At 63.7% G+C, this 25,855-nt stretch carries 26 protein-coding genes and 1 pseudogene; 12 read left to right on the top strand and 15 right to left on the bottom strand.

Annotated features, from left to right (window positions below; all coding sequences use genetic code 11):
• Positions 1-7: 7 nt before the first annotated feature.
• The 4 genes and pseudogenes from ACKUUH_RS11105 to ACKUUH_RS11090 form a co-directional block, all read right to left on the bottom strand.
• Positions 8-1,243: an MFS transporter gene (locus tag ACKUUH_RS11105; RefSeq protein WP_407949985.1), complete on the bottom strand. Its 1,236-nt coding sequence runs from the start codon at positions 1,241-1,243 to the stop codon at positions 8-10.
• A 169-nt stretch (positions 1,244-1,412) separates the two neighbouring features.
• Positions 1,413-1,811: pseudogene (locus ACKUUH_RS11100) on the bottom strand (hypothetical protein); the annotation flags it as partial.
• A 39-nt stretch (positions 1,812-1,850) separates the two neighbouring features.
• Positions 1,851-2,579 carry a spermidine synthase gene (locus tag ACKUUH_RS11095; RefSeq protein ID WP_407949984.1) on the bottom strand — a complete coding sequence of 243 codons (729 nt, stop codon included), beginning with the start codon at positions 2,577-2,579 and terminating at the stop codon, positions 1,851-1,853.
• A 188-nt stretch (positions 2,580-2,767) separates the two neighbouring features.
• Positions 2,768-3,634 carry a class I SAM-dependent methyltransferase gene (locus ACKUUH_RS11090; protein WP_407949983.1) on the bottom strand — a complete coding sequence of 289 codons (867 nt, stop codon included), beginning with the start codon at positions 3,632-3,634 and terminating at the stop codon, positions 2,768-2,770.
• 484 nt (positions 3,635-4,118) lie between these two features.
• On the opposite strand from ACKUUH_RS11090, the gene ACKUUH_RS11085 reads away from it, so the two are divergent.
• The 3 genes from ACKUUH_RS11085 to parC all read left to right on the top strand — a co-directional run bounded on the left by ACKUUH_RS11085 (position 4,119) and on the right by parC (position 7,702).
• A complete protein-coding gene (locus ACKUUH_RS11085) occupies positions 4,119-4,466 on the top strand; it encodes a TraR/DksA family transcriptional regulator (protein ID WP_407949982.1) in 348 nt (115 codons plus the stop codon).
• A 108-nt stretch (positions 4,467-4,574) separates the two neighbouring features.
• Positions 4,575-5,303 carry a DNA repair protein RecO gene (recO, locus tag ACKUUH_RS11080; protein ID WP_407949981.1) on the top strand — a complete coding sequence of 243 codons (729 nt, stop codon included), beginning with the start codon at positions 4,575-4,577 and terminating at the stop codon, positions 5,301-5,303.
• A 152-nt stretch (positions 5,304-5,455) separates the two neighbouring features.
• On the top strand, positions 5,456-7,702 hold the full coding sequence (gene parC, locus ACKUUH_RS11075) for a DNA topoisomerase IV subunit A (protein WP_407949980.1): 2,247 nt from the start codon (positions 5,456-5,458) through the stop codon (positions 7,700-7,702).
• A 59-nt stretch (positions 7,703-7,761) separates the two neighbouring features.
• On the opposite strand, the gene ACKUUH_RS11070 is transcribed toward parC, so the two are convergent.
• The 9 genes from ACKUUH_RS11070 to motA all read right to left on the bottom strand — a co-directional run bounded on the left by ACKUUH_RS11070 (position 7,762) and on the right by motA (position 16,794).
• Positions 7,762-8,253: a hypothetical protein gene (locus tag ACKUUH_RS11070; RefSeq protein ID WP_407949979.1), complete on the bottom strand. Its 492-nt coding sequence runs from the start codon at positions 8,251-8,253 to the stop codon at positions 7,762-7,764.
• The gene (locus ACKUUH_RS11065) at positions 8,253-9,833 is read right to left on the bottom strand and encodes a TRAP transporter large permease subunit (RefSeq protein ID WP_407949978.1); all 1,581 of its coding nucleotides are present in this window, start codon (positions 9,831-9,833) and stop codon (positions 8,253-8,255) included. Before ACKUUH_RS11065 ends, ACKUUH_RS11070 begins: the two co-directional genes overlap by 1 nt.
• 15 nt (positions 9,834-9,848) lie before the next feature.
• A complete protein-coding gene (locus ACKUUH_RS11060; RefSeq protein WP_407949977.1) occupies positions 9,849-10,388 on the bottom strand; it encodes a TRAP transporter small permease subunit in 540 nt (179 codons plus the stop codon).
• 5 nt (positions 10,389-10,393) lie between these two features.
• Positions 10,394-11,467: a TRAP transporter substrate-binding protein gene (locus tag ACKUUH_RS11055; protein WP_407949976.1), complete on the bottom strand. Its 1,074-nt coding sequence runs from the start codon at positions 11,465-11,467 to the stop codon at positions 10,394-10,396.
• 231 nt (positions 11,468-11,698) lie between these two features.
• Positions 11,699-12,436 (bottom strand): arginyltransferase, encoded by a 738-nt coding sequence (locus ACKUUH_RS11050; protein WP_407949975.1) that lies wholly within the window; start codon positions 12,434-12,436, stop codon positions 11,699-11,701.
• 35 nt (positions 12,437-12,471) lie between these two features.
• The gene (locus ACKUUH_RS11045; protein ID WP_407949974.1) at positions 12,472-14,334 is read right to left on the bottom strand and encodes an SLC13 family permease; all 1,863 of its coding nucleotides are present in this window, start codon (positions 14,332-14,334) and stop codon (positions 12,472-12,474) included.
• Between the two features lie 91 nt (positions 14,335-14,425).
• Positions 14,426-14,908 carry an RDD family protein gene (locus ACKUUH_RS11040; protein WP_407949973.1) on the bottom strand — a complete coding sequence of 161 codons (483 nt, stop codon included), beginning with the start codon at positions 14,906-14,908 and terminating at the stop codon, positions 14,426-14,428.
• 90 nt (positions 14,909-14,998) lie between these two features.
• Positions 14,999-15,895 (bottom strand): flagellar motor protein MotB, encoded by an 897-nt coding sequence (motB, locus tag ACKUUH_RS11035; protein WP_407949972.1) that lies wholly within the window; start codon positions 15,893-15,895, stop codon positions 14,999-15,001.
• 35 nt (positions 15,896-15,930) lie between these two features.
• Positions 15,931-16,794, bottom strand: a complete 864-nt coding sequence (motA, locus tag ACKUUH_RS11030) for a flagellar motor stator protein MotA (RefSeq protein ID WP_407949971.1) — start codon at positions 16,792-16,794, stop codon at positions 15,931-15,933.
• A 254-nt stretch (positions 16,795-17,048) separates the two neighbouring features.
• On the opposite strand from motA, the gene ACKUUH_RS11025 reads away from it, so the two are divergent.
• A complete protein-coding gene (locus ACKUUH_RS11025) occupies positions 17,049-17,564 on the top strand; it encodes a flavin reductase family protein (RefSeq protein ID WP_407949970.1) in 516 nt (171 codons plus the stop codon).
• A gap of 16 nt (positions 17,565-17,580) precedes the next feature.
• Here the strand turns inward: ACKUUH_RS11025 and ACKUUH_RS11020 are convergent, their stop codons facing one another.
• Positions 17,581-18,087, bottom strand: a complete 507-nt coding sequence (locus tag ACKUUH_RS11020; RefSeq protein ID WP_407949969.1) for a MarR family winged helix-turn-helix transcriptional regulator — start codon at positions 18,085-18,087, stop codon at positions 17,581-17,583.
• 267 nt (positions 18,088-18,354) lie between these two features.
• Here ACKUUH_RS11020 and ACKUUH_RS11015 point away from each other — a divergent pair, with 267 nt between their 5' ends.
• From ACKUUH_RS11015 to ACKUUH_RS10985, 7 genes are all read left to right on the top strand, one after another.
• A complete protein-coding gene (locus ACKUUH_RS11015; protein WP_407949968.1) occupies positions 18,355-19,107 on the top strand; it encodes a MotA/TolQ/ExbB proton channel family protein in 753 nt (250 codons plus the stop codon).
• A gap of 19 nt (positions 19,108-19,126) precedes the next feature.
• Positions 19,127-19,534 carry an ExbD/TolR family protein gene (locus tag ACKUUH_RS11010; protein ID WP_407949967.1) on the top strand — a complete coding sequence of 136 codons (408 nt, stop codon included), beginning with the start codon at positions 19,127-19,129 and terminating at the stop codon, positions 19,532-19,534.
• Positions 19,531-19,935, top strand: coding sequence for a biopolymer transporter ExbD (locus tag ACKUUH_RS11005; protein ID WP_322313471.1), 405 nt, complete (start codon positions 19,531-19,533; stop codon positions 19,933-19,935). The genes ACKUUH_RS11010 and ACKUUH_RS11005 overlap by 4 nt, the downstream gene beginning before the upstream one ends.
• Positions 19,932-20,774, top strand: coding sequence for a hypothetical protein (locus tag ACKUUH_RS11000; protein ID WP_407949966.1), 843 nt, complete (start codon positions 19,932-19,934; stop codon positions 20,772-20,774). The genes ACKUUH_RS11005 and ACKUUH_RS11000 overlap by 4 nt, the downstream gene beginning before the upstream one ends.
• A gap of 114 nt (positions 20,775-20,888) precedes the next feature.
• On the top strand, positions 20,889-21,758 hold the full coding sequence (locus ACKUUH_RS10995; protein ID WP_407949965.1) for an NAD(P)-dependent oxidoreductase: 870 nt from the start codon (positions 20,889-20,891) through the stop codon (positions 21,756-21,758).
• Positions 21,755-22,903, top strand: coding sequence for a type III PLP-dependent enzyme (locus ACKUUH_RS10990; protein WP_407949964.1), 1,149 nt, complete (start codon positions 21,755-21,757; stop codon positions 22,901-22,903). Before ACKUUH_RS10995 ends, ACKUUH_RS10990 begins: the two co-directional genes overlap by 4 nt.
• A gap of 169 nt (positions 22,904-23,072) precedes the next feature.
• The gene (locus ACKUUH_RS10985; RefSeq protein WP_407949963.1) at positions 23,073-23,531 is read left to right on the top strand and encodes a TetR/AcrR family transcriptional regulator; all 459 of its coding nucleotides are present in this window, start codon (positions 23,073-23,075) and stop codon (positions 23,529-23,531) included.
• Here ACKUUH_RS10985 and hemB read toward each other — a convergent pair whose 3' ends face one another.
• Positions 23,532-24,539: a porphobilinogen synthase gene (gene hemB, locus ACKUUH_RS10980; RefSeq protein ID WP_407949962.1), complete on the bottom strand. Its 1,008-nt coding sequence runs from the start codon at positions 24,537-24,539 to the stop codon at positions 23,532-23,534. It lies immediately after the preceding gene.
• Between the two features lie 174 nt (positions 24,540-24,713).
• Between hemB and ACKUUH_RS10975 the strand changes: the two genes are divergently transcribed.
• Positions 24,714-25,853 carry an isobutyryl-CoA dehydrogenase gene (locus tag ACKUUH_RS10975; RefSeq protein ID WP_407949961.1) on the top strand — a complete coding sequence of 380 codons (1,140 nt, stop codon included), beginning with the start codon at positions 24,714-24,716 and terminating at the stop codon, positions 25,851-25,853.
• Positions 25,854-25,855 lie beyond the last annotated feature (2 nt).

The raw sequence follows: 25,855 nt of genomic DNA, 5'->3' as shown, positions 1-25,855 counted from the left end.
GACGCTCCTAGCGGGTGCGTGCGAGAACGAAGGTTCCCGCCGCCATGAGCAAGGCGGCGGCAGCGAATGCCGCTTGCGGCGCGAGAGCTGTCCATATCAGCCCCACCATCGAACTCGATATGAACTTCGCGGCGCCATTGACGGTGCCGAGCGCACCATAGCCGGTGCCGAGCATTCGCTCGGGCACCATTCCGGCGGTGACCGTTGCTTCCAGTGCTTCCTGCACGGCGACGTAGAGGCCGGCGGCGGCAAAAACGATGCAGAGAAGAACGAGACTGTCCGAGCCGTGCCAGAAGGCGAATGCCGTCAACAGCGCCGTGACGGCGCCGAGTGCATAGCCCGCGACAAGGACAGGCGCGGCGCCAATGCGATCCGCGAGGACGCCGACGGGATAGGACAGGCCGACCTGCACGATGTTTCGCCCGACATAGAGAAGCCCCGCGACCTGCGCCGCCTGCAAGACGCCCATCGACGGAGTGAGCAGGTGCGTCGCGGCGAGGATGAGCAGGGAGTGCGAAAAATCGCCCATGCCGAAAACGCCCACAGCCGCGAGATATTGCCTGAACCGGGCAGGCAGGCTCTTGATGGTCGTGAAAAGCCGCATGGCGGGGTTGGGCGAGTGTTCGGGATCGCGCACGAGGGTGAGGAAAGCGAGAACCGCCAGCAGACCGGGAACGAGCGTCAGCCAGAAGACCATGCGGAACGGACCGGCGTCGTCGTCCCACGGCAAGGTCTGTGCCCATCCAAGCAAGGCGACGCCGAGCAGCGGGCCGGCAATGGCGCCCAGCGTGTCCATTGCGCGGTGAAAGCCGAAGGCACGGCCGCGCGTATGCGGTGAAACCGCCTGTACGATGATGGCGTCGCGGAGGGGACCGCGAAGGCCTTTGCCGAACCAGGAAACGAGACGCCCGAGAAGGATCAACTGCCACCCGAGGGCAATGGCGATGAGCAACTGGCCGACAGGTGTGAGCGTATAGCCGAGCGCGACCAGCATCTTGCGATGTCCGAACTTGTCGGCGAAATAGCCTGCCGCCATCTTCGTGAAGCTCGCAATGGCGTCGGCTGTACCTTCGATGAGGCCGAGCAGGGCGGCGGGGATTCCAAGGACGGCGAGAAAGCCCGGCAGGATCACGGTGGTGGTTTCGTAGCAGAAGTCGCCGAGGGCGCTTGTCAGCCCCGCGCCAAGAACCGTCCGGTTGAGCCAGCCATTCGTTCCGGCGCTTTTGTCTTCAGGTATTTCCATGCTCGTGGAACCATGCTGCTACGGTGCCTGCGGTACCGGAGAGGAGCTTTGTGAATTCGGTTACACGCAGCGCCTTGTCCCGATCTTCGCCGAACCAGCGTTCGGAGACGCTGGCCGGGGTTGCTTGCGGCACGCCATTGCCGCATGAAATTCGCGCCCGACAAGCGGCTCATGATATCCGGTTCCGCCGATGGACAATCCGGCAAGGCAGGTGGAGGGAGCGCCGTTCTTCCGCCCGTGCAACGGACGGTACACGATTATACCGGCGAGGCCGACCTGGAAATTGACGAAATCGATGAAGGCAGGAGGGCGGGCCGAATTGCGAGAAGGGGCTCGATTTTCTGGAGGAGCGAGACGTCTTCCGCATGAGACAGACATTCGGCGCCGGAATACGGCAGGACCATCCGCGCCGGGTGGCGATCGCCTGGAAAGTTTCCTCGCGGTGGAAGACCACATGGGTCGGGTCCCTGCGATAGTGCCAATCGGCGAAGCGGGCGTCGCCGGTCTGGAAGCTTGTCATGATGCCGAGCCAGCCGCCGGGACGAAGAAGGGTGTGCAGACGGTCGAACTTCTCCGCCGGGCGACGGCGCCCGCCATTTTTGCGGTCTCATTCATCCGATACGGTTTGGGCAAGATAGACGGTCTGGGTTGCCTCCCGGTTGTCCTGCAGCTGATTGGGAAAGGTAACGGGCTCGGCGCGTGCCTTTTCGAAAACGGAAGAGAGCAGGGAAACGAAATCGTCGTCCGGCTTGTCGTTCGACCAGAGACCGAACACGCCGCCGGGCCGCAGCACGGCTGCGATTTTCCTCAATCCTTCCGCGCTGTAGAAAGTTCCGTTTTCTTCCGCGAGCCAGAAATCCGGCGCGTGGTCGATGTCCACCAATACCGCGTCGTAACGGCGGCCTCTGTGCTCGGCGACAAAGCCCTTTCCCGTGGCGGCCAGCGCGAAGAAATCTCCTCGCACGAAACGGCAGCGGGGATCTCCGGTGAGTTCCGGGCCGAGCGGCAGGAGGCCCTGTTCGTGCCATTCGGCGACCGCGTCCAGGAGTTCAACGACGACAAGCGAGTCGACGTTGGTATTTTCCAGCACGGCACGGGCCGTGTAGCCGAGACCGAGCCCGCCGACAACGACATCGAAACCGCTGCCATCGAGGTCCGCGAGCGCAAGGCGGGCGAGCGCTTCCTCGGACGCGGTAAAGAGGCTCGACATCAGATATTCATCGCCGAGCTTTATCTCGAAGAGATCCCTGCCGACCTTGGGCTCATGGCGGCGGCGAAGCGACAAGGCGCCGAGCGGCGTGGGGCGATAGTCCAGTTCCTCGAAGTGAGCACTCATCGGCCGTGCGCCGTTCTGGCTTCCGCACGCGTGTCGCCGACCATTTCCTCAAGCAGGAAGGAGAAGAGAGTAGTTGTTCTGCCGCTCGTCTGAAAGAAACTCGCGTACGCTCTTTTTTCCGTCTGTCCAGAGAGATTTGGCGTGAGAACAAGTTTGATGCGTTTCATACAATACCTATCTGGAGAATATCAGCGGACTGGGGGAATGCGCGCTTCCATCCACATGTTGTCGCCGGTCGGCAAGCGCCACGTCCACGGCTGCTTCGGGGAAAATTTCGCGGAACGAAGCATTCGCGCGAGTGAGGAGGGAGTGAAATAGTTCAGATGGTCGGGGAGGCGGAAGCCACACCATCTGCGGCCGCGCACGAGGCGATTAACTGCGGCATAATTCGGGACCTTGATAAAAAGGACGCCCCCTGGTTTCAGAATGCGTACGGCTTCGGCGAGAACCTCCGCGGGCTGAGCTTCGTGTTCGAGGTAGGAGCGCATGGAGATGGCATCGAACTTCGCCGATGGCAGCTCGCGCATGACATGAAGCGCGGGGCCGATATATGCGCTTCCACCGCGCGATTCGAAGTTCTCTTGAGCCTTCTTGCCCAGAAACTCAGAAATTTCGATGCCGTGCGGCCGGATTTCAGGAGGCAGTTTCATCAGGTGAAGTCCGGTGGCGCAGCCAACATCGAGAACATCGCCCGAGGTGCATGATCTGGCCAGAAGATCGGTCATGTTGCGGCGCTTGAAGAGGCGCATGCGCCAGCGTGTCTTTTTGCTGATCGTCTGGGCGATCCTGTCTTCTCTCATGCGCCGCTCTGTTTCGGCGCCGTGCGATTTCTCCCAAGCGAGATTGGAGGCAAGCTCTTCGTAGGCGGGTGCTTTCTCCAGGTAGACGAAGCCGCAGGTGCATCGGCGCATTGGCCAGTCGGCATTGCCGTAGGAGAGAAGCATGCCGGTCGAAGATGGCGCGCCGCAGTGAGCGCAGTTGCGGTGAACGACGTCAGGCAGCGCAGAGGGCATTCCGGCTATTTTAACGGATGAAGGTGAGTCCATATCGGTCATTCCCTGTTGTCGAAATCAGAGCGAAGGCCAATGGGTTCGGGGCCGCAGCCCGGCTCGTTGACGATGGAACCCCTGTCGAGCGCATGGTGTGTGGAGGTTTCAGCGGGACCCTGCGTATTGCCGCAATAAAACTGGGTACAAAGAGTGTTCGCGCGTCTATCCATCTGCTTCTCCAAATGCGAAGCAAAAGGCTGCGTCCGCAAAACCAACATTGTGCGGGGAACACCGGACTGACCGTCACCGGGCTACATGCATTTGCGGCAGCCGGTGGCCGGGACGCAGGCGAGATGCCTGCATTGTCCGATGTCACCGAGCCTGTCGCTTCGGATGTGCCCCGATATGCGGGGGAAAATGCGGAGCGCTAAACAAGGACTCCATCAAGTCGAGGCGGAGAGTAGACGACGCAGCAGCGCCTGTGTAGCAAAAAATTCCACTGGACCTGACCATTCCAAAAGAGGAATTTTGCCGGGAACCGGGAGCCAGCATGAGCGAGAATGAGAAGGCGGCGGCGTTCAGGCCGCTGCTTGAAAAGGAGCTTGAGGAGTTGCGCGCGCTCTCGGAGACCGGTGCCGCCTCGCGCGCGCCCGTGACACTCGACCAGCAGAGCGTGGGGCGGTTGTCGCGGATGGATGCGATTCAGGCGCAGGCCATGGCGCAGGCGACGGAGCGGCGGCGGCTCACGCGCATCCAGCAGGTGGAAGCGGCGCTGAAGCGCATCGGGGATGGCGAATTCGGCTATTGTCTCTCGTGCGGCGAGGAGATCGAAGAGCGGCGGCTTGAGACCGATCCGGCGGCGCCGCTCTGCATTGGCTGTTCGCGGGGAGAAAGCTAGAACAATCGACTGCCCCTCACCCTTCCGCCGCCTTCGGCGGCTCCCTCCCTCTCCCCGGAGGGGAGAGGGGTATAGCGGCACGATAGAAACGAAAGACTACGGCCTCACATGGACTGGCGTGACGAGGGATTCGTGCTGTCGGCACGCGCGCATGGCGAGACGAGCGCGATCCTCGAACTGTTCACGCGGGAGCAGGGGCGTACGCTCGGTCTCGTGCATGGCGGCGCGGGGCAGCGGATGCGGAGCGTGCTGCAGCCGGGCAACAAGCTCTCGGCGCATTGGCGGGCGCGGCTTTCAGAACATCTGGGCACCTATCAGGTGGAACTGGTGCGACCGCTCGCCGGGCTCCTCATGGACGATCCGCTGGCGCTGCTCGCGCTGAGCGCGGCGAGCGCCGTTTGCGGCATCGTGCCGGAGCGGGAGGCCCATCCCGCGCTTTACGATGGCTATGAAGTGCTGCTCGAAACCCTGCAGGACGAGCATGTGTGGCCCGCGATCTTCGTGCGCTTCGAACTCGGGCTGCTGCAGGAACTCGGCTTCGGGCTCGACCTCACACGCTGCGCGGCAACGGGCACCCGCGACGACCTCATCTATGTGTCGCCGAAGAGCGGCAGCGCGGTGAGCCGGGCGGCGGGCGAGCCCTACAAGGAGAGGCTGTTCCGGCTGCCGGCGTTCCTCATCGGCGCGCAGGCGGGCGAGGCGAGCCCTGGTGATGTGGCCGAGGGCTTACGGCTGACGGGGCATTTTCTGGAGCGGCATCTCTTCGCGGCGCATGACCGGCATCTGCCGGATGCGCGGATAAGGCTCATGGAGAAGATGGCCGCAAGGGCGGGGTGAGGGGCGAATCGCTGGTATAGTCGGGGCGAGGAGCGCGCGGGCGCCTGCCCGGCGGCGCCCCCGCCCCGAAATTTGTTCACTTGCGTTCTCAAATTTCGACCCTCCCCGAGGGGAGGGTGGGAAGCAAGATCAGTTACCGAGAAGATCGACACATGACCAAGGCCGTTACGCCGCCGGAACCCGAACACGAGATCAATCTGCGCGAGGCGCTGGAGGAGCGGTATCTTGCCTATGCGCTCTCGACCATCATGCACCGGGCGTTGCCGGATGTGCGCGACGGGTTGAAGCCCGTGCATCGCCGCGTACTCTTTGCGATGCGGCAGTTGCGGCTTGAACCGGGACAGGGGTTCAAGAAGTCGGCGCGCGTGGTCGGCGACGTGATCGGCCGTTATCACCCGCATGGCGATCAGTCGGTCTATGACGCGCTGGTGCGCCTCGCGCAGGATTTTTCCGTGCGCTATCCGCTGGTGGACGGGCAGGGCAATTTCGGCAATGTGGACGGCGATAACGCGGCCGCCATGCGCTACACGGAAGCGCGGCTGACGCCTGTCGCGGCGCTGCTGCTGGATGGGCTCGACGAGGACACGGTCGATTTCCGCGAGACCTACGATGGCGAGGACAAGGAACCGATCGTGCTGCCGGGCGCCTTTCCGCAGCTTCTCGCGAACGGCGCGTCGGGCATCGCGGTCGGCATGGCGACGAGCATTCCGCCGCACAATGCGGCGGAACTTTGTGACGCGGCGCTGCATCTCATCAAGCATCCGAATGCGCGGACGGAGAAGCTCGTCGAGTTCGTGAAGGGACCGGATTTCCCGACGGGTGGCATCGTCGTGGAGCCGCGCGCGGCGATTATCGACGCCTATGAGACGGGACGCGGCGGCTTTCGCGTGCGCGCGAAATGGGAGATGGAAGAACTGCCGCGCGGGCTCTGGCAGATCGTCGTCACGGAAATTCCCTATCAGGTGCAGAAGTCGAAGCTGGTGGAGAAGCTTGCCGAACTGTTGCAGGCGCGGAAATTGCCGCTGCTCGAAGATGTGCGCGACGAGAGCGCGGAAGAAATCCGCCTCGTGCTGGTGCCGAAGTCGAAGACGGTGGAACCGGAACACCTGATGGAGTCGCTGTTCCGGGCGACAGATCTCGAAAGCCGCTTTCCGCTGAACCTCAACGTGCTTTCGGCCGGTCAGGTGCCGGGCGTGATGAGCTTGCGCGGGGTGCTGCGCGCCTGGCTCGAGCACCGCAAGGAGGTGCTGGTCCGGCGGTCGCGCTTCCGGCTCGACAAGATCGAGAAGCGGCTGGAAGTTCTGGAAGGCTATCTCAAGGCCTATCTCAATCTCGACGAGGTGATCCGGATCATCCGCGAGGAGGACGAGCCGAAGCCCGCGCTGATGAAGCGCTTCAAGCTGACGGACAACCAGGCGGAAGCCATCCTCAACATGCGGCTGCGGAGCTTGCGCAAGCTCGAGGAAATGGAAATTCGCGGGGAGCACAAGACCCTCACCGCGGAGCAGAAGGAACTGAAGTCGCTCGTCCGCTCCGACGACAAGCAATGGGCGCGCGTCGCCGAGGAAATCAAGGAGGTGAAGACGACGTTCGGGCCGAAGACGAAGCTCGGTGCGCGGCGGACGAGTTTCTCCGATGCGCCGGCCGTCGAGTATGTGCCCGTGGAAGCGATGATCGAGAAGGAACCGGTGACGGTCGTCTGCTCGAAGAAGGGCTGGATCCGCACCGTGAAGGGGCATGCGGGTCCGGACACGGAGATCAAGTTCAAGGAAGGCGACGGGCCGCGCTTCACGCTTCATGCGGAGACGACCGACAAGATATTGCTGTTCGCGACGGATGGACGCTTCTACACGCTCGACGTGACGAAGCTGCCTGGCGGGCGCGGGCATGGCGAGCCGGTGCGCCTGATGATCGATCTCGACGAGAGCCGCGAGATCGTGGAGCTCTTCGTGCATCAGCCGGGGCGGAAGCTTCTCGTTGCCTCGCATGAGGGCAATGGCTTCGTGGTGCCGGAGGATGAGGTCGTCGCGATGCGGCGCGCGGGCAAGCAGGTGCTGAACGTGACGGGTACGGATGAAGCGGTCGCCTGCGCGGTGGTGCAGGGCGATCATGTGGCCGCGATCGGCGAGAACCGGAAGCTTGTCATTTTCCCGCTCAAGGAAGTGAACGAGATGACGCGCGGCAAGGGCGTGCGTCTACAGCGCTACAAGGATGGCGGGCTCGGCGACATCAAGACCTTCACGCTGAAACAGGGACTGATCGCCTATGACCGCTCGGACCGGGCGCGGACCTTCGACGGATTGAAGGAGTGGCTGGGGCAGCGTGCACAGGCGGGCCGCCTGCCGCCCAAGGGCTTCCCCGTGGGCCACAAGTTCGGCGGCGGTTTCGGGGCGGCGTGAGGCGGGCGACGGCCGTATGGATTGCCGCGTCGCTTCGCTCCTCGCAATGACGGGGTTTGTCAGTCGATCGTGACGGGCTCGCGGTGCTCGTGGCCCCAATAGCGCATGAAGAGAATGTAGCGTCCCGGCTTCACGCGGGCGGGGTCGAGCGTCAGCGTGAACTCGCCGGAGATGTTGTGCTTCGCCTCGAGGTTGCCCTGCATGGGGAGATCGACGCAGGGCTCGTCGCTGCGCTGCGACTGGACGAGGTTCTGGTCCTCGTCGGTCAGGAACCAGCGGAAGATGTCGCATTGCGAGGCGAGCGAGAGGGGCAAGGGCTCCTCTGTGTTGTTCGCCAGCGTGACGGCGACATCGAGCGTGAGCGGGCCGCTTTCCGTCCATGTCGCGGATTGCGTGACGCGGGCGGTCAATTCGACCGGCTCGCTCAGGTCGACACGGCCCGTCAGGACATAGAAGGCGATGACGCCGGCCATGGCCACGGCGACGAGGCCGAGGCGCATCATGTTGCTTTGCGCCTTCTGGGCGGCGCTTTCGCGATTGTTTGTGCTCATCAGAAAGCACTACCTCCGAACAAGACGCGCGGCAACCATGTCGCGAGGCCGGGGAAGGACGCGATGACGGCGAGCGCGAGAAGCTGCAGCATCACAAAGGGCACGGCGCCGCGATAAATCTGCATGGTGGTGACGCTCTCGGGCGCCACGCCGCGCAGGTAGAAGAGCGCGAAGCCGAAGGGCGGCGTGAGGAAGGAGGTCTGGAGGTTGACCGCCATCATGACGCCGAGCCAGACGGGGTTCACGTCCATCATCAGGAGGATGGGTGCGACGATCGGCACGACGACGAAGATGATCTCGATGAAATCGAGGAAGAAGCCGAGCGCGAACATGATGAGCATGACGGTCAAGACCGCGCCGAAAGTGCCGCCGGGCATGGAGGTGAGGAATTCATGCACCGTGTCGTCGCCGCCGAGACCCCGGAAGACGAGGCTGAACAGCGCGGCGCCGATGAGGATGACGAAGACCATGGAGGTGATGCGGGCGGTGGACTGCGTGACTTCCGAGAGGACGCCGTTCTGCCAGAGGCGGAAGACCGACGCGGCAAGGCCGAGCGCCACGCCCGCGCAGAGAATGTAGGCGAGCCAGATGCCGGCATTGTCGAGGCCGGAGATTTCGCTGCGCGCGGTGCGCAGGTCCATGACCGAGGTGAGCGCGAGAAGCGCGATGAGGCAGAGCGCGGCGAGACGCACCGCGCGTTTCATGCCGCCCGCGCGTTCGCCCGCAAGGAGGATGGAGCCGACCGCGCCGAGGGCGGCGGCCTCCGTGGGCGTGGCGATGCCGCCGAGGATCGAGCCCATGACGGCGACGATGAGCGCGATGGGCGGCACGAGGGCGCGCAGGGTACGCAGGTAGAGTTCGGAGGTCGGGATATCGTCGTCGACCGGCATGGCGGGCGATGATTTCGGATCGAGGGCAGCGCGGACGACCTGGTAGAGAATGTAGAAGCCGACAAGCATGAGGCCGGGCAGCAGCGCGCCCGCGAAGAGATCGCCGACGGAGAGGGTCTCGGGCGAGAAGATGCCCTGTTCGAGCTGCGCCTTCTGGTAGGAATTGGCGAGCGTGTCGCCGAGCAGCACGAGGACGATCGAGGGCGGGATGATCTGGCCGAGCGTGCCGGCCGCCGCGATCGAGCCGCTGGCGAGCGCGGGATCGTAGCCGCGCCGCAGCATGGTGGGGAGCGCGAGAAGGCCCATGGTGACGACCGTTGCGCCGACGATGCCGGTCGATGCGGCAAGCAGCGCGCCGACGATGGAGACGGAGAAGCCGAGGCCGCCGCGCAGGCGCCCGAAGAGGCGGCCCATGTTTTCCAGCAATTCCTCGGCGACCCTGGAGCGCTCCAGCATGGTGCCCATGAAGACGAAGAGCGGCACGGCGATGAGCACGTCGTTCGTCATGTTGCCGTAGATGCGCTGCGGGAGCGCGGCCATGAAGCCGAAGTCGAAGACGCCGAGCGCCATGCCGAGAAGGCCGAAGGCGAGCGCGACGCCCGCCAGCGTGAAGGCGACGGGAAAGCCCGTCAGCAGCACCGCGCAGGCGGCGGCGAACATCAGGACATCGAGGCTGTTGCGGAGATCCATTTAAGCGGGCCGCCTTCAGAGAATGGGCGAGGCTTCTTCCACGGGCTGTTCGGCCCCGGAAAGAATGCGCAGCGCGTGAATGACGGTGGAAAGGCCCTGGAGCGCGAGAAGCACGGCGAAGACGAGGATGACGCTCTTCAGGAGATAGACGCCCTGGATGCCGCTCGTCTCGCGGCTTCCCTCGCGCACGGCCCATGAGGCCTCGACATAGGGAAAGGCGACGTAGAAGATGAGGAAACAGACCGGCCAGAGAAGGAGCACGGTGCCGAGGAGATCGACATATGCTTTCTTCGCTGGCGACATGGTGCGGTAGAAGACGTCGACGCGGACATGGGCGTTGTGGAGCAATGTGTAGCCGGCGACGACCATGAACATGAGACCGTGCATGTAGACGATCGATTCCTGCGCCCAGATGGAGCCGATGCCGAAGACATAGCGCTGCAGGACGACGATGAACTGCACCAGCACCATGAGGATGGCCGCCCACGAGAAAAAGCGGCCCGTGCGCTCGTTGACGGCGTCGATCAGGCGGGCGATGCGTGCGAGTGCGGTCATGATCGTCAACCGCGGCGGGCCTGGACGAAGCCTTCGTCGCCGATGCGCGTCCATTCGCTCGTGGTGTCGAGGAAATTGCGGAAGCTCTCATAGACTTTGGCGGTGACGGCATCTTCCTTCGCGGCGTCTTCGAGCACCTCGCGGGAGGTTTTCTTCAGCGCGGCGACGACATCGTCCGGGAAGCGGCGGACCTCGACGCCATGCTTCTCGACAAGGGTTTTCAGCGCGTCGCCGTTATGGGCGTTGTATTCGGCGAGCGTGTAGTCGTTCTCGGCGGCGCAGGCGGCGCGGACGATCGCCTGCTGCTGCGCGGTGAGCGATTCCCAGACCTTGAGGTTGAAGCCCGCGGCGAGGGACGAACCCGGCTCGTGGAAGCCCGGCCAGTAGAAATATTTGGCGAGGCGGTAGAAGCCGAAGGCCATGTCGTTCCAGGGGCCGACCCATTCGGCGGCGTCGATGGTGCCGTTTTGCAGGGCGGGGAAGATGTCGGGACCGGCCAGCGTGACGGCGGCGGCGCCGAGACGGCGCATGACCTCGCCGCCGAGGCCCGGCATGCGGATCGAAAGGCCCTTCAGGTCGTCGAGCGAATTGATTTCCTTGCGGTACCAGCCGGGAAGCTGGACGCCGGTGTTCGCCGCCATGAAGGGCTTGATGTTGAAGCCCCTGGCGAGATCGTCCCAGAGCGCCTGTCCGCCGCCATGATAGATCCAGGCGTTGATTTCGGCGGCGGTCATGCCGAAGGGCACGGCGGTGAAGAAGTTGTAGGCCTTGGACTTGCCCTGCCAGTAATACTCCGCACCGTGATAGATGTCGGCGGCGCCGCTCGACACGGTGTCGAAGCATTCAAGCGCGGGGACCAGCTCACCGGCGCCGAACACCTTGATGTCGAGCTGGCCGTCCGTCATCTCGCGAATGCGCACCGCGAGACGCTCGGCGGACGCGCCAAGGCCCGGATAGTTCTTCGGCCAGGTGGTGACCATCTTGAGCTGGCGTTTGCCCTGCGCGATGGCAGGCGCGGGCATGGTGGCGGCGGCAAGACCCGCAAGGCCTGCGCCCGCCAGAAACGAACGGCGTTTCATCGAAGACTCCCCGATTTGCTTCCCCAGAGCCGCCCACCGTTTCATGGAAACGGTGGACGGCTCCAATTCTTTATTTTGTCGCGTTTCCGGACGGCCAAGAAAGCACCTGGCCTGGAAACGCTTCCGGGCAGCCGCGTTGCGGCCGCCTCTTCCCCATTGAAGGGGTACAATTGGCGGCCAGTATAGGCACGCGGGCGCGGGGCGCAACGGCGGCGGGAAGGGCAGCGCTCCCTAGACGGCCATACGCCGCCAGCCTTCCGGCTTGAGGGCTTCGAGGGGATGGAAGCGGGTCTTGTAGGTCATCTTGCGGGAGCCATCGACCCAGTAGCCGAGATAGACATATGGCAGGTCGGCCATGCGGGTGCGCTCGATGTGGTCGAGGACCATGAAGGTGCCGAGGCTGCGCCCGGCATCGTCCGGCTCGTAGAAACTGTAGACCATGGAGAGGCCGTCATCGAGCGTGTCGGTGAGGGCGGCGGCGATGAGCGGCCCCGTTTCGTCCGGACCGGCGGCAAGACGGTATTCGATGATGTTGGTGCGGATCGTGGTGTCCTCGATCATGGCGACATAGTCGTGCTCGGTCATGTCGGCCATGCCACCCTCTGCGTGGCGCGCATCGAGGTAGCGGCGCAGGAGATCGTATTGCTCGCCGGTCGCGGAGGCGGGGCGCACGAGGCCGCGCAGGTCGGCATTGCGCGCGACGATGCGGCGGAAGGTGCGGCCGGGCTCGAACTCGCCCGCGAGCACCCGCACGGAGACGCAGGCCTGACAATCCTCGCAGGCCGGGCGATAGGCAATGTTCTGGCTGCGGCGGAAGCCGGCCTGGGTGAGCGTGTTGTTCAGGGAGACGGGCTCGTCGCCGAGGAGATGGGTAAAGACCTTCTTCTCGTAGCGGCCCTCCAGATAGGGGCAGGGCTGCGGCGACGTGATGTAGAACTGCGGAAATCTGATGCGGGACTGGTCCGTCACTGCTCTCTCATATCAAGCCGTCAGCGTGTCTGCCGTTAGAGCCCGTAGTACCAAGGGGCGAAGAGAGAATAAGCCAACCAGAGCAAAATGACGAGAGGCGTGCCCGTGCGGACGAAATCCCGGAATTCGTAGTGGCCGGGGCCCATAACCAGGAGATTCGTCTGGTAGCCCATCGGCGTGGCGAAGGAGCAGTTCGACGCGAAGATGACGGCATAGACGAAGATCAGGGGATCGACGCCGAGCTGCGTTGCCGTGCTGATGGCGATGGGGGTGAAGAGAACGGCGGTCGCATTGTTCGTCAGCACGTTCGTCGTGACGGCGATGGCGAAGAAGAAGGCCGAGAGGATGACGGGTATGCCGTAGCCGTCGAATAGCTGGACCGAGGCCAGGGCGATGGCATGAGCACCGCCCGTCACCTCCAGCGCGGCGGCGACGCCGAGCATGGCGCCGACCATGAGGAAGATGCGGCGGTCGATCGCGCGGGCGGCCTGGCGGACATTGAGGACGCCGAAAGCGATGATCGCGAGGGCACCACCGATGGAGGCAATCTCGATGGGCAGGATGCCGGTGAGCACGGTTGCGACCATGATGCCGAAGATCGCCAGGGCACGATGCGCAAGCTTCGGGTCCGGCAGTTCCGTTGCCGACCATTCGAGAAGCAGGACGTCGCGATTGTGGCGGAGGGCCTGGATCTGGCTCGCCTTGCCGAGAACGAGAAGGACATCACCCGCTTCGAGGCGAATGTCGTTCAGCAAGGTGCGGATCATGCGGCTGCGGCGCTGGACGCCGAGCACGATGCAGCCCGTCTGGTGGCGGAAGGCGATCTGCTCGATGGTCTGGCCGATCATGCGCGAGCCCGGCGCGACGACGTTTTCGGCGAGGACGAGCTCGCCGCCGGGCTTTGCGGGACCGCCATTCGTTTCCACGCCTTCGGCGAAGCGCTCTTCCAGCATGCCTTCGAAGATGCGGGACCCGGACTTGAGTGCCTCGGTGAGCGTCAGGCGTGTGGCGGCGACGATGACGACATCGCCCGCCGAAAGCGTCACGTCCTCGAAAGGCGGGAGGATGGGATGTTCGCCGCGCTGGATCATGCGCACCGTCATGTCGCGGAGCGGCGGGAAAAGGCCCGCCATGGAACTCACGCCGAGAAGCGGGTGGCCGGGTGTGATTTCGAGCTGGGCGATGTATTGCTTGCCGCCGCCCGCGTCGCCTCCCGAAAGCTCGATGGTCGGACCGCCGCGATCCGGCACGAGGTGAGGTACGACGAGCGTCGAATAGAGGAAACCGATACCGGCGAGGAAGAGACCCGGCACGACGAAGTCGAAGATGCCGATGGGCGGCAGGTGCGAGGTGAGCACCACGCCCGCCGCGAGAAGATTGGTCGAGGAGCCGATCAGCGTGGTCATGCCGCCGAGGATCGAGACGTAGCTCAGCGTCATCATCACCTTCGGTGCGCGCTGGCCGAAGCGCCCGGCAAGCGTTGCGAGCACCGGAATGAACATGACCGCCACAGGCGTGTTGTTCAGGAAGGCGCTGATGGTGGCGACGAGCAGGAAGGTAAAGAAGATGGTGAGGCCGGGGCGCGTGGAGCCGAGATCGGCGACGTATCGCGCCGCGCCGTCGAGCGCGCCCGTTTGGAACATGCCGTGACCGATGACGAGGAGCGCGAGCACGGCGATGAGAGCCGGGTTCGCAAAGCCCGCGAGCAGCGCGGTCGGCCCGAGAAGATTGCGGCCATCGTCGCCGACGACCGGGAAGAAATAGAAGAAAAGCAGCAGCGCGCTGAGGATGGCCAGGGCGGAGACCTCAAGCGAAATCCGCTCCATGCTGAAGAGCACGACCGCGGCCAGAATGAAGCCGTAGGTCACCCACATCTGCCAGAAGAATTCCATCTCCATACGCGCGTCTTTTTAATGAGCACCACGATGCCAGTCATGGCCGTCGTGCTTGAGAAGTGAAACTGCAGGCGTCTAGCGAAAGGGCCCCGGTTCAGACTGAACTGCTGCGGACGAAGACAGTACCGCAAAGATAATCGTGGAGACAGCGGCGGCGCCGGTTGAAGAAGGGAACGAGGAGGACGAGAACCGTGCCGACGGCTACCGTGACATAGAAGAGAAGGGTCTGGAGGGCGGCTTGCAGGTAGCCGGGGCGGCGCCCGTTCCATGCGCGGAGTTCTATGCCCTGCCAGCGCATGCCGGGCGTGGCCGAATGACGCCCGCCAAGCGTGAAGGTGAAATAGGCGAGCGCGACGAGCGGCGAAAGCGCGGCGCCGGGCCAGAGAAGGCCGAGGGTCAGGGTTCCGAGAACGGCAAAAAGGGCTGTCGTCAGAACGATCAGGATGCAGACCACCAGCAGATCGGCCAGGAAAGCGAGGCTGCGGGCGAGGATGACGCCGTCGAAAGCCCCGGCTGGCCAGGCGTAGCTTTCCGAAGCAGAAAAGCCCGTTGGCGCTATATTGTTGCTTTCGCTCATCTTTTTCCTGTCGTTCCCGAAAACGGCCTTATTCACATAAGGGCAGGAAAAACGGAAAGCAAGCGGGTGTGCGGCGCCGCCGGGGAGAAATCAGGGGCTGAAACCGGGCGGGGTGACAGGGGCTTCGCGCAGAAGGACCACGGAAAGGCGGCGGTTCGCGGCCATATAGGGGTCTTCGGGGAAGAGGGGTTCGGAATCCGCCTTGCCGACGACCTGATAGATGCGGTCGCCGGAGAGGCCGCCCTTTTCCAGAATGCGCCGCACGGCGTTGGCGCGATCGGCGGTGAGCTCCCAGTTCGAATAGCCGGGACGGCCCGCCAGCGGGTTTGCATCGGTATGGCCCGAAATGCTGACGCGGTTGGGCAGGCGAACGAGAATCCTCGCCACTTCGTCGAGAAGCTGGCGGGTGCGCTCGTAAGGTTCGGCATTGCCTGAGGGGAACATGGAGCGGCCATCCTGATCGACGATCTGGATGCGCAGGCCTTCCGGCGTTTCGTCGACGATGATGTTGCGCGACAGCTCGGCAAGCGCCGGGTTCTCGCGCATGGACTGGCGGATGCTTTCCGCGGCGTTCTGGAAATTGCTCTCGTCGCGGGCCGACTTCTGGTGCATCAGCTCGTTCATTTCGGCGGCGCGCTTTGCTTCCTGCTCTTCGACCTCGGGGCTTCGCGGCTGGGCGGGCGTCGAGATCGTCATGACGACCTGCGGCTTGGTGCCCGGCATGCGCGCGCCTTCCTCGTCGAAGGCGGTGCCGCCCATGATGCCGCCGGCACCGCTGGTCGAGCGGCTGACGTTCGAGGGGGCGAAATAGTCGGCGAGACCCTGTTTCTGTTCCGGCGTCGTCATGCTGATGAGCCACATCAGCAGGAAGAAGGCCATCATCGCAGTCACGAAGTCGGCATAGGCGATCTTCCACGCGCCACCGTGATGGGCGTGAGCGGCCTTCTTGACCTTCTTGATGATGATGGGCTGTTCGTTCGACGCCATGGGAAGCTACATGCTTTCTCGGTTCGCGCGCGGGCTCAGCCGGCGGGCTGCAGGGAGGCGGTCGATTGCTCAACTTCGATGAAGGAGGGGCGGACTTCCGACATCAGCGCCTTGCGGGCGAACTCGATGGAGACGGCCGGCGCGTAGCCCGACATGTGGGCGAGGAGGCCGGCCTTCATCGACAGGAAGTATTTCGATTCCGCCTCGTAGATGTTGCGGAGCGACTGGGCCATCGGCGAGAAGAAACCATAGGCGACGAAGACGCCGAGGAAGGTACCGACGAGGGCGCCGCCGATGAGATGGCCGAGGATTTCCGGCGGCTGGTCGATCGAACCCATGGTCTTGATGACGCCGAGCACGGCGGCGACGATGCCGAGGGCGGGCGTGCCGTCGGCGAGGGCCTGCATTGCGCCGACGATGCGCTCGCGCTCCTGATGATGGGTTTCGAGTTCCTCGTCCATCAACGCTTCGAGTTCATGCGCGTTTTCGGTGCCGAGTGTGATCATGCGCAGGTAGTCGCACATGAACTCGACGGCATGGTGATCGGCGGAGAATTTCGGAAACTGCTGGAAGATGGTGCTCTCTGCGGGGTTCTCGACATGCGCTTCGAGGGCGAGGTTGCCCTTGCTCTTGGCAAGCTTGAAGAGTGTGTATTGGAGACCGAGCAATTCGAGATAGGCCGCCTTGTCGTAGCGCGCGCCGCGGAACAGCGTGCCGAAAAGGCTGCCGACGCTTTTGAGGACGGCCGGCGGATTGCCGATGACGAAGGCGCCGAGCGCGGCGCCGAGGATGATGACGCCCTCGAAAGGCTGCCAAAGAACCTCAAGGTGAGCGCCCATCGCGGCATAACCGCCGAAGACGCTCAGGATAACCACGAGAATGCCTACGATCAGCCGCATTTGCCCACGCACTTTCCTGCAGATTACTTGCGGCTGCCGATTATCAGCGAGCCCGCCTCTTCTCTGGCCCGTATTCTCACGGTGAGCGTCTTAACAGCCGGTTTAACCAAGACGTTTTGCGCGAATATCTGCCGTTTTGCGTGGGATGGTGTTGCGCGGCGCGGGCAGGCTGGCTTAAACCGGGTTCCGGCAGATTAAGAAACCGTTGACTTCGGAGCGTGCCTCCGGGGACGAGCAAGGGAGTTGAGCATCAGATGGCGGCCCAGAAGATCGTGACGGAAGGCAGCGCCGACGACGTGCGCAGGTTCCGCAATGCGCTTGGCTGCTTCACGACGGGCGTCGCCGTCGTGACGGCCCGGCCGGACGATGGCGAGCCGATCGGCATTACGGTCAACTCGTTTTCCTCCGTTTCGCTCGACCCGCCGCTGGTGCTCTGGTGCCTCGACAAGAAGTCGGACACGCTGTCCCTGTTCGAGAAGGCGACGCATTTCACGGTCAATGTGCTGCGGGAAGAACATGAGGACGTGTCGTCGCGGCTCTCACGGAAGGGTGCGCACAGCCTCGAAGGCGTGGACCTCATCGAGGGGGCAAGCGGCACACCGGCGCTGAAGGAGGCGCTTGCGCATTTCGAGTGCGAGGTCGAGGCGCGGCACGATGCGGGCGATCACATCATCATGATCGGGCGGGTGCTGAAGTTCGACTATGTGGAGGAGGGACGGCCGCTGCTTTATCACCGCGGCGGCTACAGCTTCCTGCCGCCGGCCGTCTAGCGTCCGAAAGGGTGGATTAGAGGCTCGAGGCCTGCTTCTTTTCCGTCGCGTCGAGCTCAAGCAGATTATCGCGCATCCGTTCCAGGCTTTTCAGCATGGCGAGGTAGTCCTCACGCGCGATGCCGTCGATCGCGGCGGCGTGGAGCCGTTCATAGTGATGCTGGCCGATATGCTTGTTGGCGTGGAGGAGCGGCGTCAGGTAGATGCATTTCGCGCGGCCATCCGTCGGATGAGTCCGGCGCTCGACGAGACCCATCTCCTCCAGTTCACCGACATAGATGCCGGCGGAGACCTTGTGGATCGCGAGCGCGTTCGCGAGCTCCGTCTGCGTCTGGCCGTCGCGTTCGAGAAGCTCGATGACAATGCGCGTCTGATTGCGGGTGAGGCCGGTGCGGCGATCGTAGATGGTTGCCAGCATGGTGCCGACTTCCGTGATCGCGCGAAGGAAGTGCTCCGGTGCGAAGGGATCGTTTGCCGCCGGTTCCGGCGATTCCGCTTCGGCGGTGTTGCTTTTTCCTGTCATGCCCCTCGGTCCCGTTGCGTCACGAAAGCACACGCAAAGTGACAGTATCAAGACATCACCGCCGCGCAATTTGGACTATGACGAAGAAACAAAACTGGAATTTCGTCGAAGCACTTGACGTTCGGGCGCAGCGATGATTTCGTAAAGATAGTTTACTAAAAAATCCGCCGGTGGTCACCCGTAATATCGGGGGAGGAGGCCCCGGGCAAACGGAAAGCATGGGAATCGGGGTGGGGGTCTGGAACCGCCCCCGGGAGGAGCAAGCGTATGCCTGAAGAAACGACGAGCGTGGATGCCACGGACGGCGCGGTGGAGACGGCGGCCGGTGCGGCCGACATCATCGCGCAGGGCGGCGGGGGCGATGTCTGGTATTCGATCGGTTCGCTGCTCGACAAGGGCGGCCCGATCGTTGCGATCCTGCTGGTGCTGTCGGTCATTTCGGCGGCGATCATCCTGCTCAAGATCGTGCAGTTCTGGACGGCGGGGCTTTCCAAGCGGAGCTTCGTGGACCCGGCGGTCGACAGGGTGGAGCAGGGCGACCTTGGCGGCGCGTTGGAGATATTGAAGAAGCACAAGACGCCGCTCGCGCGGGCGATGGCGGCGGGCGTGCGCGCAAAAATGCGCGGCGACCTGCGCGACGAGGACGTGGCGGCGGAAATCCAGCGCGTCGGCACGATGGAGCTCGGCGCGCTGCAGCGCTATCTGCGCTGGCTCGAAGTGATCGGCAATATCTCGCCGCTGCTCGGCCTGCTCGGCACCGTGATCGGCATGATCAACGCCTTTCAGAGCCTCGAGGCGGCGGGGACGCAGGTCGATCCGGCGCTGCTTTCGGGCGGCATCTGGGTGGCGCTGCTGACGACGGCCGTCGGCCTCATCGTGGCGCTGCCGGCCATCACGGCGCTGAACCTGCTCGAAGGAAAGATCGACCAGGTGCGGCTCTCGATGCGGGATGCTTCGTCGCGTGTGATCGCGGCGCTGCATGCGCGGCCAGGGCCGGTGCAATCGCGGGCGGCGCAATAGCCGAAGCGGGAGCGAGCAGATGTTCGACGAACCCATCCGCAAGCGAGGGATGGCCAGCCTGACGCCGCTGATCGACGTGGTGTTTCTGCTGCTCATCTTCTTCATGCTGACGACATCGTTCCTGCAGACGCAGTCGCTGTCGGTGGTGACGCCCGCGCCGAGCGCGGCCGACCTGCCGAAGGACGCACGCGTGGTCGAGATATGGCTGAACGGAGACGGCAGCATCGCCATCGACGGGAAGCCCATCGAGCGCGCCGCACTGGCGCAGGGGCTCAACGAGGCCATCGGCGAACGGAAGGACATCACCGTGACGATCCTTGCCGAACGGGGCTCGCGCACGCAGGCGCTCGTTGCCGCTGTTGAAGCGGCACGCCAGTCGGGTGCGAAGAGCGTCGGCACGGCACGTGTGGAGAAGATCACGAAATGATCGAGTTCGACGAAGAGCCGCCGCGCAGGCAATTCGAGACGCTGGTGCCGCTGATCAATGTGGTGTTCCTGCTGCTCATCTTCTTCCTGCTGGCGGGAACGATGACACCGGCGGAAAACGTCGCCGTGTCGCTGCCGGAAGGAACGCTGAACGACCGGGAGCAAGATGTGCCGACGACACTTATCGTTGAAGCGGACGGTTTCGTCTGGCTCGGCGAGCGGGTGATGGATGCGAAGCTTTCCGGCGCGATGGTGGAAAAGCACCTGAAGGACACGAATACGAAGCGCGTCGCCATCAAGGCGGATGCTGACGCGCCCGCCGAAGCCGTGCTGCAACTGATGGAAGGGTTGCGCGAGGCGGGCGTCGAGCAGGTGACGATCATGACGGAGCGGGGCTCATGAGCATGGCCGCCTCCATGTCCGGAGAAATGGAGCCGCGGGAATTCCGGCTGCGCAATTTCCTGATCGCGTCGGTCGCGCTGCACGGGCTTCTGTTCCTGTCAATGCTTCTGACCTTTGGCGGAATTTTCGGCGGGCCGGGCCCGGGCGGCGGTCAATCGGTGACGTTTCAGCTTGCGGCGGGATCGGCGAATGACCGCTATGCGGCGCCGCCGGAACCTGTGAAGAAGCCCGAAGAGGTGAAACCGGAACCGCCGAAGCCGCCCGAGCCGAAGAAGGAGACAGCGGTTCGGAAGGCGGCGAAACCGATGCCGCCGCCGGAAGAGGTTCCAGAACCGCAGCCGGAAGCCAAGCCCGTGCCGGCGACGGCGGGCGGCGGCACGCAAGGCGGCTCGGCGGGCGGCGCTGGCGGCGATGCGGAGGAAACCATCCTCAACAAGAAGGGCGATTCGCTCACTGCCGGGCAGATCCGCGCGCAGATGACGGGCAAGACCTTCGTGCTGGAGATGGGCCGCATCGATATCCAGGGCAGCAGCCGATATGTCGAAACCACTATCGAGTTGCATGCCGACGGGACGACGGATGTCGACCTGAAGCACTACTTCTTCCAGACCTATCATCGCGGCAGTTCCACGACACGGAGCGAGTCCGGCGACGGAACATGGTGGATCGAGGGCAACCGCTGGTGCCACAGCTCCAAGGCCATCCAGTATGGCACCAAGGATTGTTACGACATGACCCGCGAGGGCGACATCGTGCGGCTTTACTACGCGCCCTGCACCTTCCGGTCGTCGCAGCTTTGCCGGACCGGCCACATCGCGGGAGAAGGCCGGATCCAGTAAATTTTCCGGAATGGCTTGGAGGCTTCTGCGTATCGCGCGGGGGTCTTTTTTGCGCTGTGCGACGGGGACCTGTTAGATAGGCGATCGATACAAAACGAGGCGAGGAGGCCGCAGGTGAGCAAGGTCGCATTTATCGGGCTTGGCGTGATGGGATATCCGATGGCGGGGCATCTGCAGAAGGCCGGGCACGAGGTTACCGTCTACAATCGCACACAGGCGAAAGCGGCAAGCTGGGTGAAGGCTCATGGCGGCGCATCCGCAAGGACGCCGAAGGAGGCTGCGGCCGGCGCCGAATTCGTGTTTGCCTGTGTTGGCAATGACGACGACCTGCGCGAGGTGACGGTGGGCGCCGAGGGCGCGTTCCACGGCATGGAGAAGGGCGCGGTCTTCGCCGATCACACCACGGCATCGGCCGCCGTTGCCCGCGAGCTTTTCGCGGTGGCGGAGGCGCAGGGTTTTTCCTTCATCGACGCGCCGGTTTCGGGCGGCCAGGCGGGGGCGGAGAACGGCGTGCTGACGGTGATGGCGGGCGGCGAGGTGGCGGCTTTCGAGAGAGCCGCCCCCGTCATTGGTGCCTATGCGCGGATGGCGCGACTTATCGGACCTTCGGGCGCGGGACAGCTCACAAAGATGGTGAACCAGATCTGCATTGCGGGGTTGGTGGAGGGGCTTGCCGAGGGTCTTCACTTCGCAAAGCAGGCGGGGCTCGACGCCGAAGCCGTGATCGAGACGATCTCGAAAGGGGCGGCGCAGAGCTGGCAGATGGAAAACCGTTACAAGACGATGATAGAGGGCAAGTTCGATTTCGGCTTTGCGGTGGACTGGATGCGCAAGGATCTCTCGATCTGCCTCGACGAGGCGCGGCAGAACGGAGCGCGTCTTCCGGTGACGGCGCTTGTCGACCAGTTTTATTCGGAGGTGCAGGCGATGGGCGGCAAGCGCTGGGATACGTCGAGCCTGATTGCACGGCTCAACAAGGCATGACCAACAGCTCCCGCCAGTTGCGTTTCGCTTCGGTCCTGGATGTGATCCAGCGGCTCGATCCTTCCTATCCGGTGTTCTGCGTCTTTCCCGATGTGCTGCGGGCGCGGGCGAAGACCTTCGTGGAAGGCTTTCCGGGCACCGTTCTCTATGCCGTGAAATGCAATCCGCATGCTTTCGTTCTGAGGGCGCTGACGGAAGGCGGCGTGCAGCATTTCGATACGGCGTCGATTTCCGAGATCGCGAAGGTGACCGAGCAGCTCCCTGACGCGCATTGCTACTTCAACCATCCCGTGAAGGGGCGCGGCGCGCTCGAAGCGGCGGCGGATGTCTACGGCATCAAGGATTATGTCGTCGATCACCCGGACGAACTGGAGAAGGTCGTGTCGGTCGCGGGTACCGACATCACCATCGAAGTCCGGATCGCGACGCCGAAGGGAAGGGCCGTCTACGATCTGTCGGCAAAATTCGGGGCAACGCCGGACGTCGCCGTGGCGCTTTTGAAGCGCGCGAATGCGCTTGGCTGCCGGACGGCGATTGCCTTCCATGTCGGCAGCCAGTGCCTCGATCCGGCGGCTTTCCGGGTGGCGATGGAAATGGCGATGAAAGTTGCCGGCGAGGCGGGTGTGCCGCTCGAATATCTCGATGTGGGCGGCGGATTTCCCGCGAGCTACAAGGGCGACGTGCCGCCGCTTCAGAGTTATTTCAATGCAATTTCGGATACGAAGGAGAAGCTCGGCATCGGCGTTCCGCTGTTTGGCGAGCCGGGGCGCGCGCTTGTCGCCGAAGGATGCTCGGTGCTGACGCAGGTGCATCTGCGCAAAGGCGACGATCTTTACATCAATGACGGCATCTATGGATGTCTTTCCGAAATCCGCGACGGCGATCTCGATCCGCCGGTGCGGGCGCTACGCCGGGACGGTCCGGTGGAGGGACCGCTGCGCCCGTTCCGCCTGTTCGGCCCGACATGCGACAGCCTCGACGTGCTGAAACTGCCCTTCGATCTTCCGGAAAATATCCGCGAGGGCGACTGGATCGAGTTCGGATTGATGGGCGCTTACTCGATCGGGATGCAGACGGGATTTAACGGTTTCATAACCGACACGGTCGTGCGCATCGACGGGATGCACGAGGTTTTCGCCTCCTGATTTTCGGCTGATTATTTCGCCCGTCCGCCATTTCGCATTCTTTCATTTCTGAGGCAAAACGATTTCGTCCGTTCACGGAGCGTTCTTATATTAAGGTTGACTTAAATGTTAACATCGATAACATGTAAATTATCGAGACAAAGCGAGAACGCCGAAAGGATGGCGGGCGATGCGCGCGCGGATGCGGGGACAGAAGACGAGCTACCATCACGGCGACCTGAAACAGGGGCTGATGGAAGCGGCGGCGACGCTGATCGACATACGCGGGCGGCATGCGCTGACCATGCGGGAGGCGGCGCGCCGCGCGGGCGTTTCCGAAGCCGCGCCTTACCGGCATTTCGCAAATCTGGATGAGTTGCTCGGGGCGGTCGCCCTCGAGGGATACGACATGCTGATCGGCGACATCGAATCCGTGTCGAGCGCAAAGGCGGTCCGGGAAGCCTATTTTGCCTTCGCGGCGGATTTTCCCGGGCGTTACGAATTGATGTTCGGGAAGCTCGGCGACCGCAAGGCGGCGACGCGGCGAAAGCATCTCGTGGCGGACCTCGCCGAACTCGTGGAACGGGCAGGGGGGCTCGCCGCGCTTCACGGGGAAGCATCGCTCAGGCTGGCGGGACTGGACGGTTGATCAGCCGGCTTTCAGGAGCTTCGCCGCTTCGAGTGCGAAATAAGTGAGGACGCCATCGGCGCCCGCGCGCTTGAAGGCCACAAGGCTTTCGAGGATGACGCGGTTCCGGTCGAACCAGCCGCGCTCGATGGCGCCGGCGATCATCGAATATTCGCCGGAGACCTGATAGGCGAAGGTCGGCATGCCGAATTCCGTCTTCACGCGGGTGACGATATCGAGATAGGGCAGGCCCGGCTTCACCATGACCATGTCCGCACCTTCGGCGATGTCGAGCGCGACTTCGCGGATCGCCTCGTCGCCATTCGCCGGGTCCATCTGGTAGGTGCGCTTGTCGCCCTTCAGCGCGCCCGACGAACCGATGGCATCGCGGAAGGGGCCGTAGAAGGCGGAGGCGTATTTCGCGGCGTAGGACATGATCTGCGTGTTCGTGTGTCCGGCCGCTTCGAGGCCCGCGCGGATCGCGCCGATGCGGCCATCCATCATGTCGGACGGCGCGATGATGTCGCATCCCGCCTCGACCTGGACGAGCGCCTGTTTCACGAGCGCTTCGACCGTTTCGTCATTCAGGATGACGTCGCCGGACATCAAACCGTCATGGCCGTGGCTCGTGTAGGGATCGAGCGCGACGTCGCAGAGGACGCCGATGTTCGGGACCGCCTGCTTGATCGCGCGGGTGGCGCGGCAGACGAGATTGTCCGGATCATGGGCAAGGGAGCCTTGAGCGTCGCGCTTCTCGGCCGGCGTGTAGGGGAAAAGGGCAATGACCGGGATGCCGAGAGCGGCAGCCTCGGAGACCGCACGCACCGCCTCGTCGACGCTCAGCCGGTCGACGCCCGGCATGGTCGGCACGGCTTCGCGCTTTCCCTCGCCCTCGACCAGGAAAAGAGGCCAGAGCAGGTCGTTCACCGACAAGGCGTTTTCGGCGACAAGACGGCGCGACCAATCGCTCTTGCGGTTTCGGCGCATGCGGGTCGCGGGGAAGGATGGGGCGGGGTGTTTGTTCGTCATGCGCCACTCATAGCGCCAAAGGGGACGGCCATGCAATCCGGGCCCTCATCGGGCTGCTTGCGCGCTTTGCCGCAGCGTAAGCTTTGCTGCGGTGCGGCGCTTCGTTGACAGGGTGATGGGTGGCCAGTATCACCGCTCAAACACCCATCCAGGGTCGTCATGGGAGGCGAGGAAATGCGGTTCGAGCTCACGGAAGAGCAGCAGGCGTTTCAGGATGTCGCGCGGAACTTCGCGGCAGCGGAACTTGCGCCCCATGCAAGCGACTGGGACCGCGATCATTTCTTTCCGGTGGAGACCCTGCGCAAGGCGGCGGCGCTCGGATTTGCCGGGATTTATGTGCGCGAGGATGTGGGCGGGTCGGCGCTGAGCCGGATCGACGCCGCGCTGATTTTCGAGGCGCTGTCGGAAGGCTGCACCTCGACCGCGGCGTTTCTCTCGATCCACAATATGGCGTCGTGGATGATCGACAGCTACGGCACGGAAGAGCAGCGGCAGAAGTGGCTGCCGAAGCTGACGCCGATGGACCTCATTGCGAGCTATTGCCTGACCGAGCCGTCGAGCGGATCGGACGCGGCATCGCTGAAGACGAAGGCCGTGCGCGACGGCGATCATTATGTGCTGAACGGCGGCAAGGCCTTCATCTCGGGTGCGGGCACGTCGGACATCTATGTCTGCATGGTGCGCACGGGCGAGGCGGGGGCGAAGGGCGTTTCCTGCCTTGTCGTGGAGAAAGGAACGCCAGGACTTTCCTTCGGCGCGCCGGAACGGAAGATGGGCTGGAACAGCCAGCCGACGGCGCAGGTGATCTTCGAGGATGCCCGCGTGCCCGTCGCGAACCGGATCGGCGCGGAAGGCGAGGGCTTCAAGATCGCGATGTCGGGCCTCGACGGGGGACGCATCAATATCGGCGCCTGTTCGCTCGGCACGGCGGAGGCGGCGCTGAAGCGGGCGAAGAGCTATCTCGGCGAGCGCGAACAATTCGGCCGGAAGCTTGCCGATTTCCAGGCGCTGCAGTTCAAGCTTGCCGACATGGCGACGGAACTGGAAGCCGCCCGGCTGATGATCTACAGCGCGGCGACGAAGGTCGATGCGAAGGCGCCGGATGCGACCATGAAGGCGGCGATGGCGAAGCGCTTTGCGACGGATGCGGGCTTCCGCGTCATCAACGAGGCGCTGCAGATCCATGGCGGCTATGGTTATCTCAAGGACTTTCCGCTGGAGCGGCACCTGCGAGACGCCCGCGTGCATCAAATTCTCGAGGGCACGAACGAGATCATGCGTGTCATCATCGCGCGCGAACTTCTGAAGGGCTGAAC

This window comes from Parvibaculum sp. (genome assembly GCF_045863935.1).
In the GTDB taxonomy this organism is placed as follows: domain Bacteria; phylum Pseudomonadota; class Alphaproteobacteria; order Parvibaculales; family Parvibaculaceae; genus Parvibaculum.
This window is presented reverse-complemented; position numbering and strand designations above follow the sequence as displayed.

Coding starts and splice junctions, on each gene's coding strand:
- ACKUUH_RS11085 (WP_407949982.1), top strand. CDS start 4,119: ATGAGCGAGAATGAGAAGGCGGCGGCGTTCAGGCCGCTGCTTGAAAAG.
- ACKUUH_RS11060 (WP_407949977.1), bottom strand. CDS start 10,388: ATGACCGCACTCGCACGCATCGCCCGCCTGATCGACGCCGTCAACGAG.
- motA (WP_407949971.1), bottom strand. CDS start 16,794: ATGCGGCTGATCGTAGGCATTCTCGTGGTTATCCTGAGCGTCTTCGGC.
- ACKUUH_RS11105 (WP_407949985.1), bottom strand. CDS start 1,243: ATGGAAATACCTGAAGACAAAAGCGCCGGAACGAATGGCTGGCTCAAC.
- ACKUUH_RS11025 (WP_407949970.1), top strand. CDS start 17,049: ATGGCGGCCCAGAAGATCGTGACGGAAGGCAGCGCCGACGACGTGCGC.
- parC (WP_407949980.1), top strand. CDS start 5,456: ATGACCAAGGCCGTTACGCCGCCGGAACCCGAACACGAGATCAATCTG.
- hemB (WP_407949962.1), bottom strand. CDS start 24,539: ATGACGAACAAACACCCCGCCCCATCCTTCCCCGCGACCCGCATGCGC.
- ACKUUH_RS11045 (WP_407949974.1), bottom strand. CDS start 14,334: ATGGAGATGGAATTCTTCTGGCAGATGTGGGTGACCTACGGCTTCATT.
- ACKUUH_RS11070 (WP_407949979.1), bottom strand. CDS start 8,253: ATGAGCACAAACAATCGCGAAAGCGCCGCCCAGAAGGCGCAAAGCAAC.
- ACKUUH_RS10975 (WP_407949961.1), top strand. CDS start 24,714: ATGCGGTTCGAGCTCACGGAAGAGCAGCAGGCGTTTCAGGATGTCGCG.
- ACKUUH_RS11040 (WP_407949973.1), bottom strand. CDS start 14,908: ATGAGCGAAAGCAACAATATAGCGCCAACGGGCTTTTCTGCTTCGGAA.
- ACKUUH_RS10985 (WP_407949963.1), top strand. CDS start 23,073: ATGCGCGCGCGGATGCGGGGACAGAAGACGAGCTACCATCACGGCGAC.
- ACKUUH_RS11055 (WP_407949976.1), bottom strand. CDS start 11,467: ATGAAACGCCGTTCGTTTCTGGCGGGCGCAGGCCTTGCGGGTCTTGCC.
- ACKUUH_RS11065 (WP_407949978.1), bottom strand. CDS start 9,833: ATGGATCTCCGCAACAGCCTCGATGTCCTGATGTTCGCCGCCGCCTGC.
- ACKUUH_RS11000 (WP_407949966.1), top strand. CDS start 19,932: ATGAGCATGGCCGCCTCCATGTCCGGAGAAATGGAGCCGCGGGAATTC.
- ACKUUH_RS11015 (WP_407949968.1), top strand. CDS start 18,355: ATGCCTGAAGAAACGACGAGCGTGGATGCCACGGACGGCGCGGTGGAG.
- motB (WP_407949972.1), bottom strand. CDS start 15,895: ATGGCGTCGAACGAACAGCCCATCATCATCAAGAAGGTCAAGAAGGCC.
- ACKUUH_RS11020 (WP_407949969.1), bottom strand. CDS start 18,087: ATGACAGGAAAAAGCAACACCGCCGAAGCGGAATCGCCGGAACCGGCG.
- ACKUUH_RS11010 (WP_407949967.1), top strand. CDS start 19,127: ATGTTCGACGAACCCATCCGCAAGCGAGGGATGGCCAGCCTGACGCCG.
- ACKUUH_RS11005 (WP_322313471.1), top strand. CDS start 19,531: ATGATCGAGTTCGACGAAGAGCCGCCGCGCAGGCAATTCGAGACGCTG.
- ACKUUH_RS11090 (WP_407949983.1), bottom strand. CDS start 3,634: ATGACCGATATGGACTCACCTTCATCCGTTAAAATAGCCGGAATGCCC.
- ACKUUH_RS10990 (WP_407949964.1), top strand. CDS start 21,755: ATGACCAACAGCTCCCGCCAGTTGCGTTTCGCTTCGGTCCTGGATGTG.
- ACKUUH_RS11095 (WP_407949984.1), bottom strand. CDS start 2,579: ATGAGTGCTCACTTCGAGGAACTGGACTATCGCCCCACGCCGCTCGGC.
- recO (WP_407949981.1), top strand. CDS start 4,575: ATGGACTGGCGTGACGAGGGATTCGTGCTGTCGGCACGCGCGCATGGC.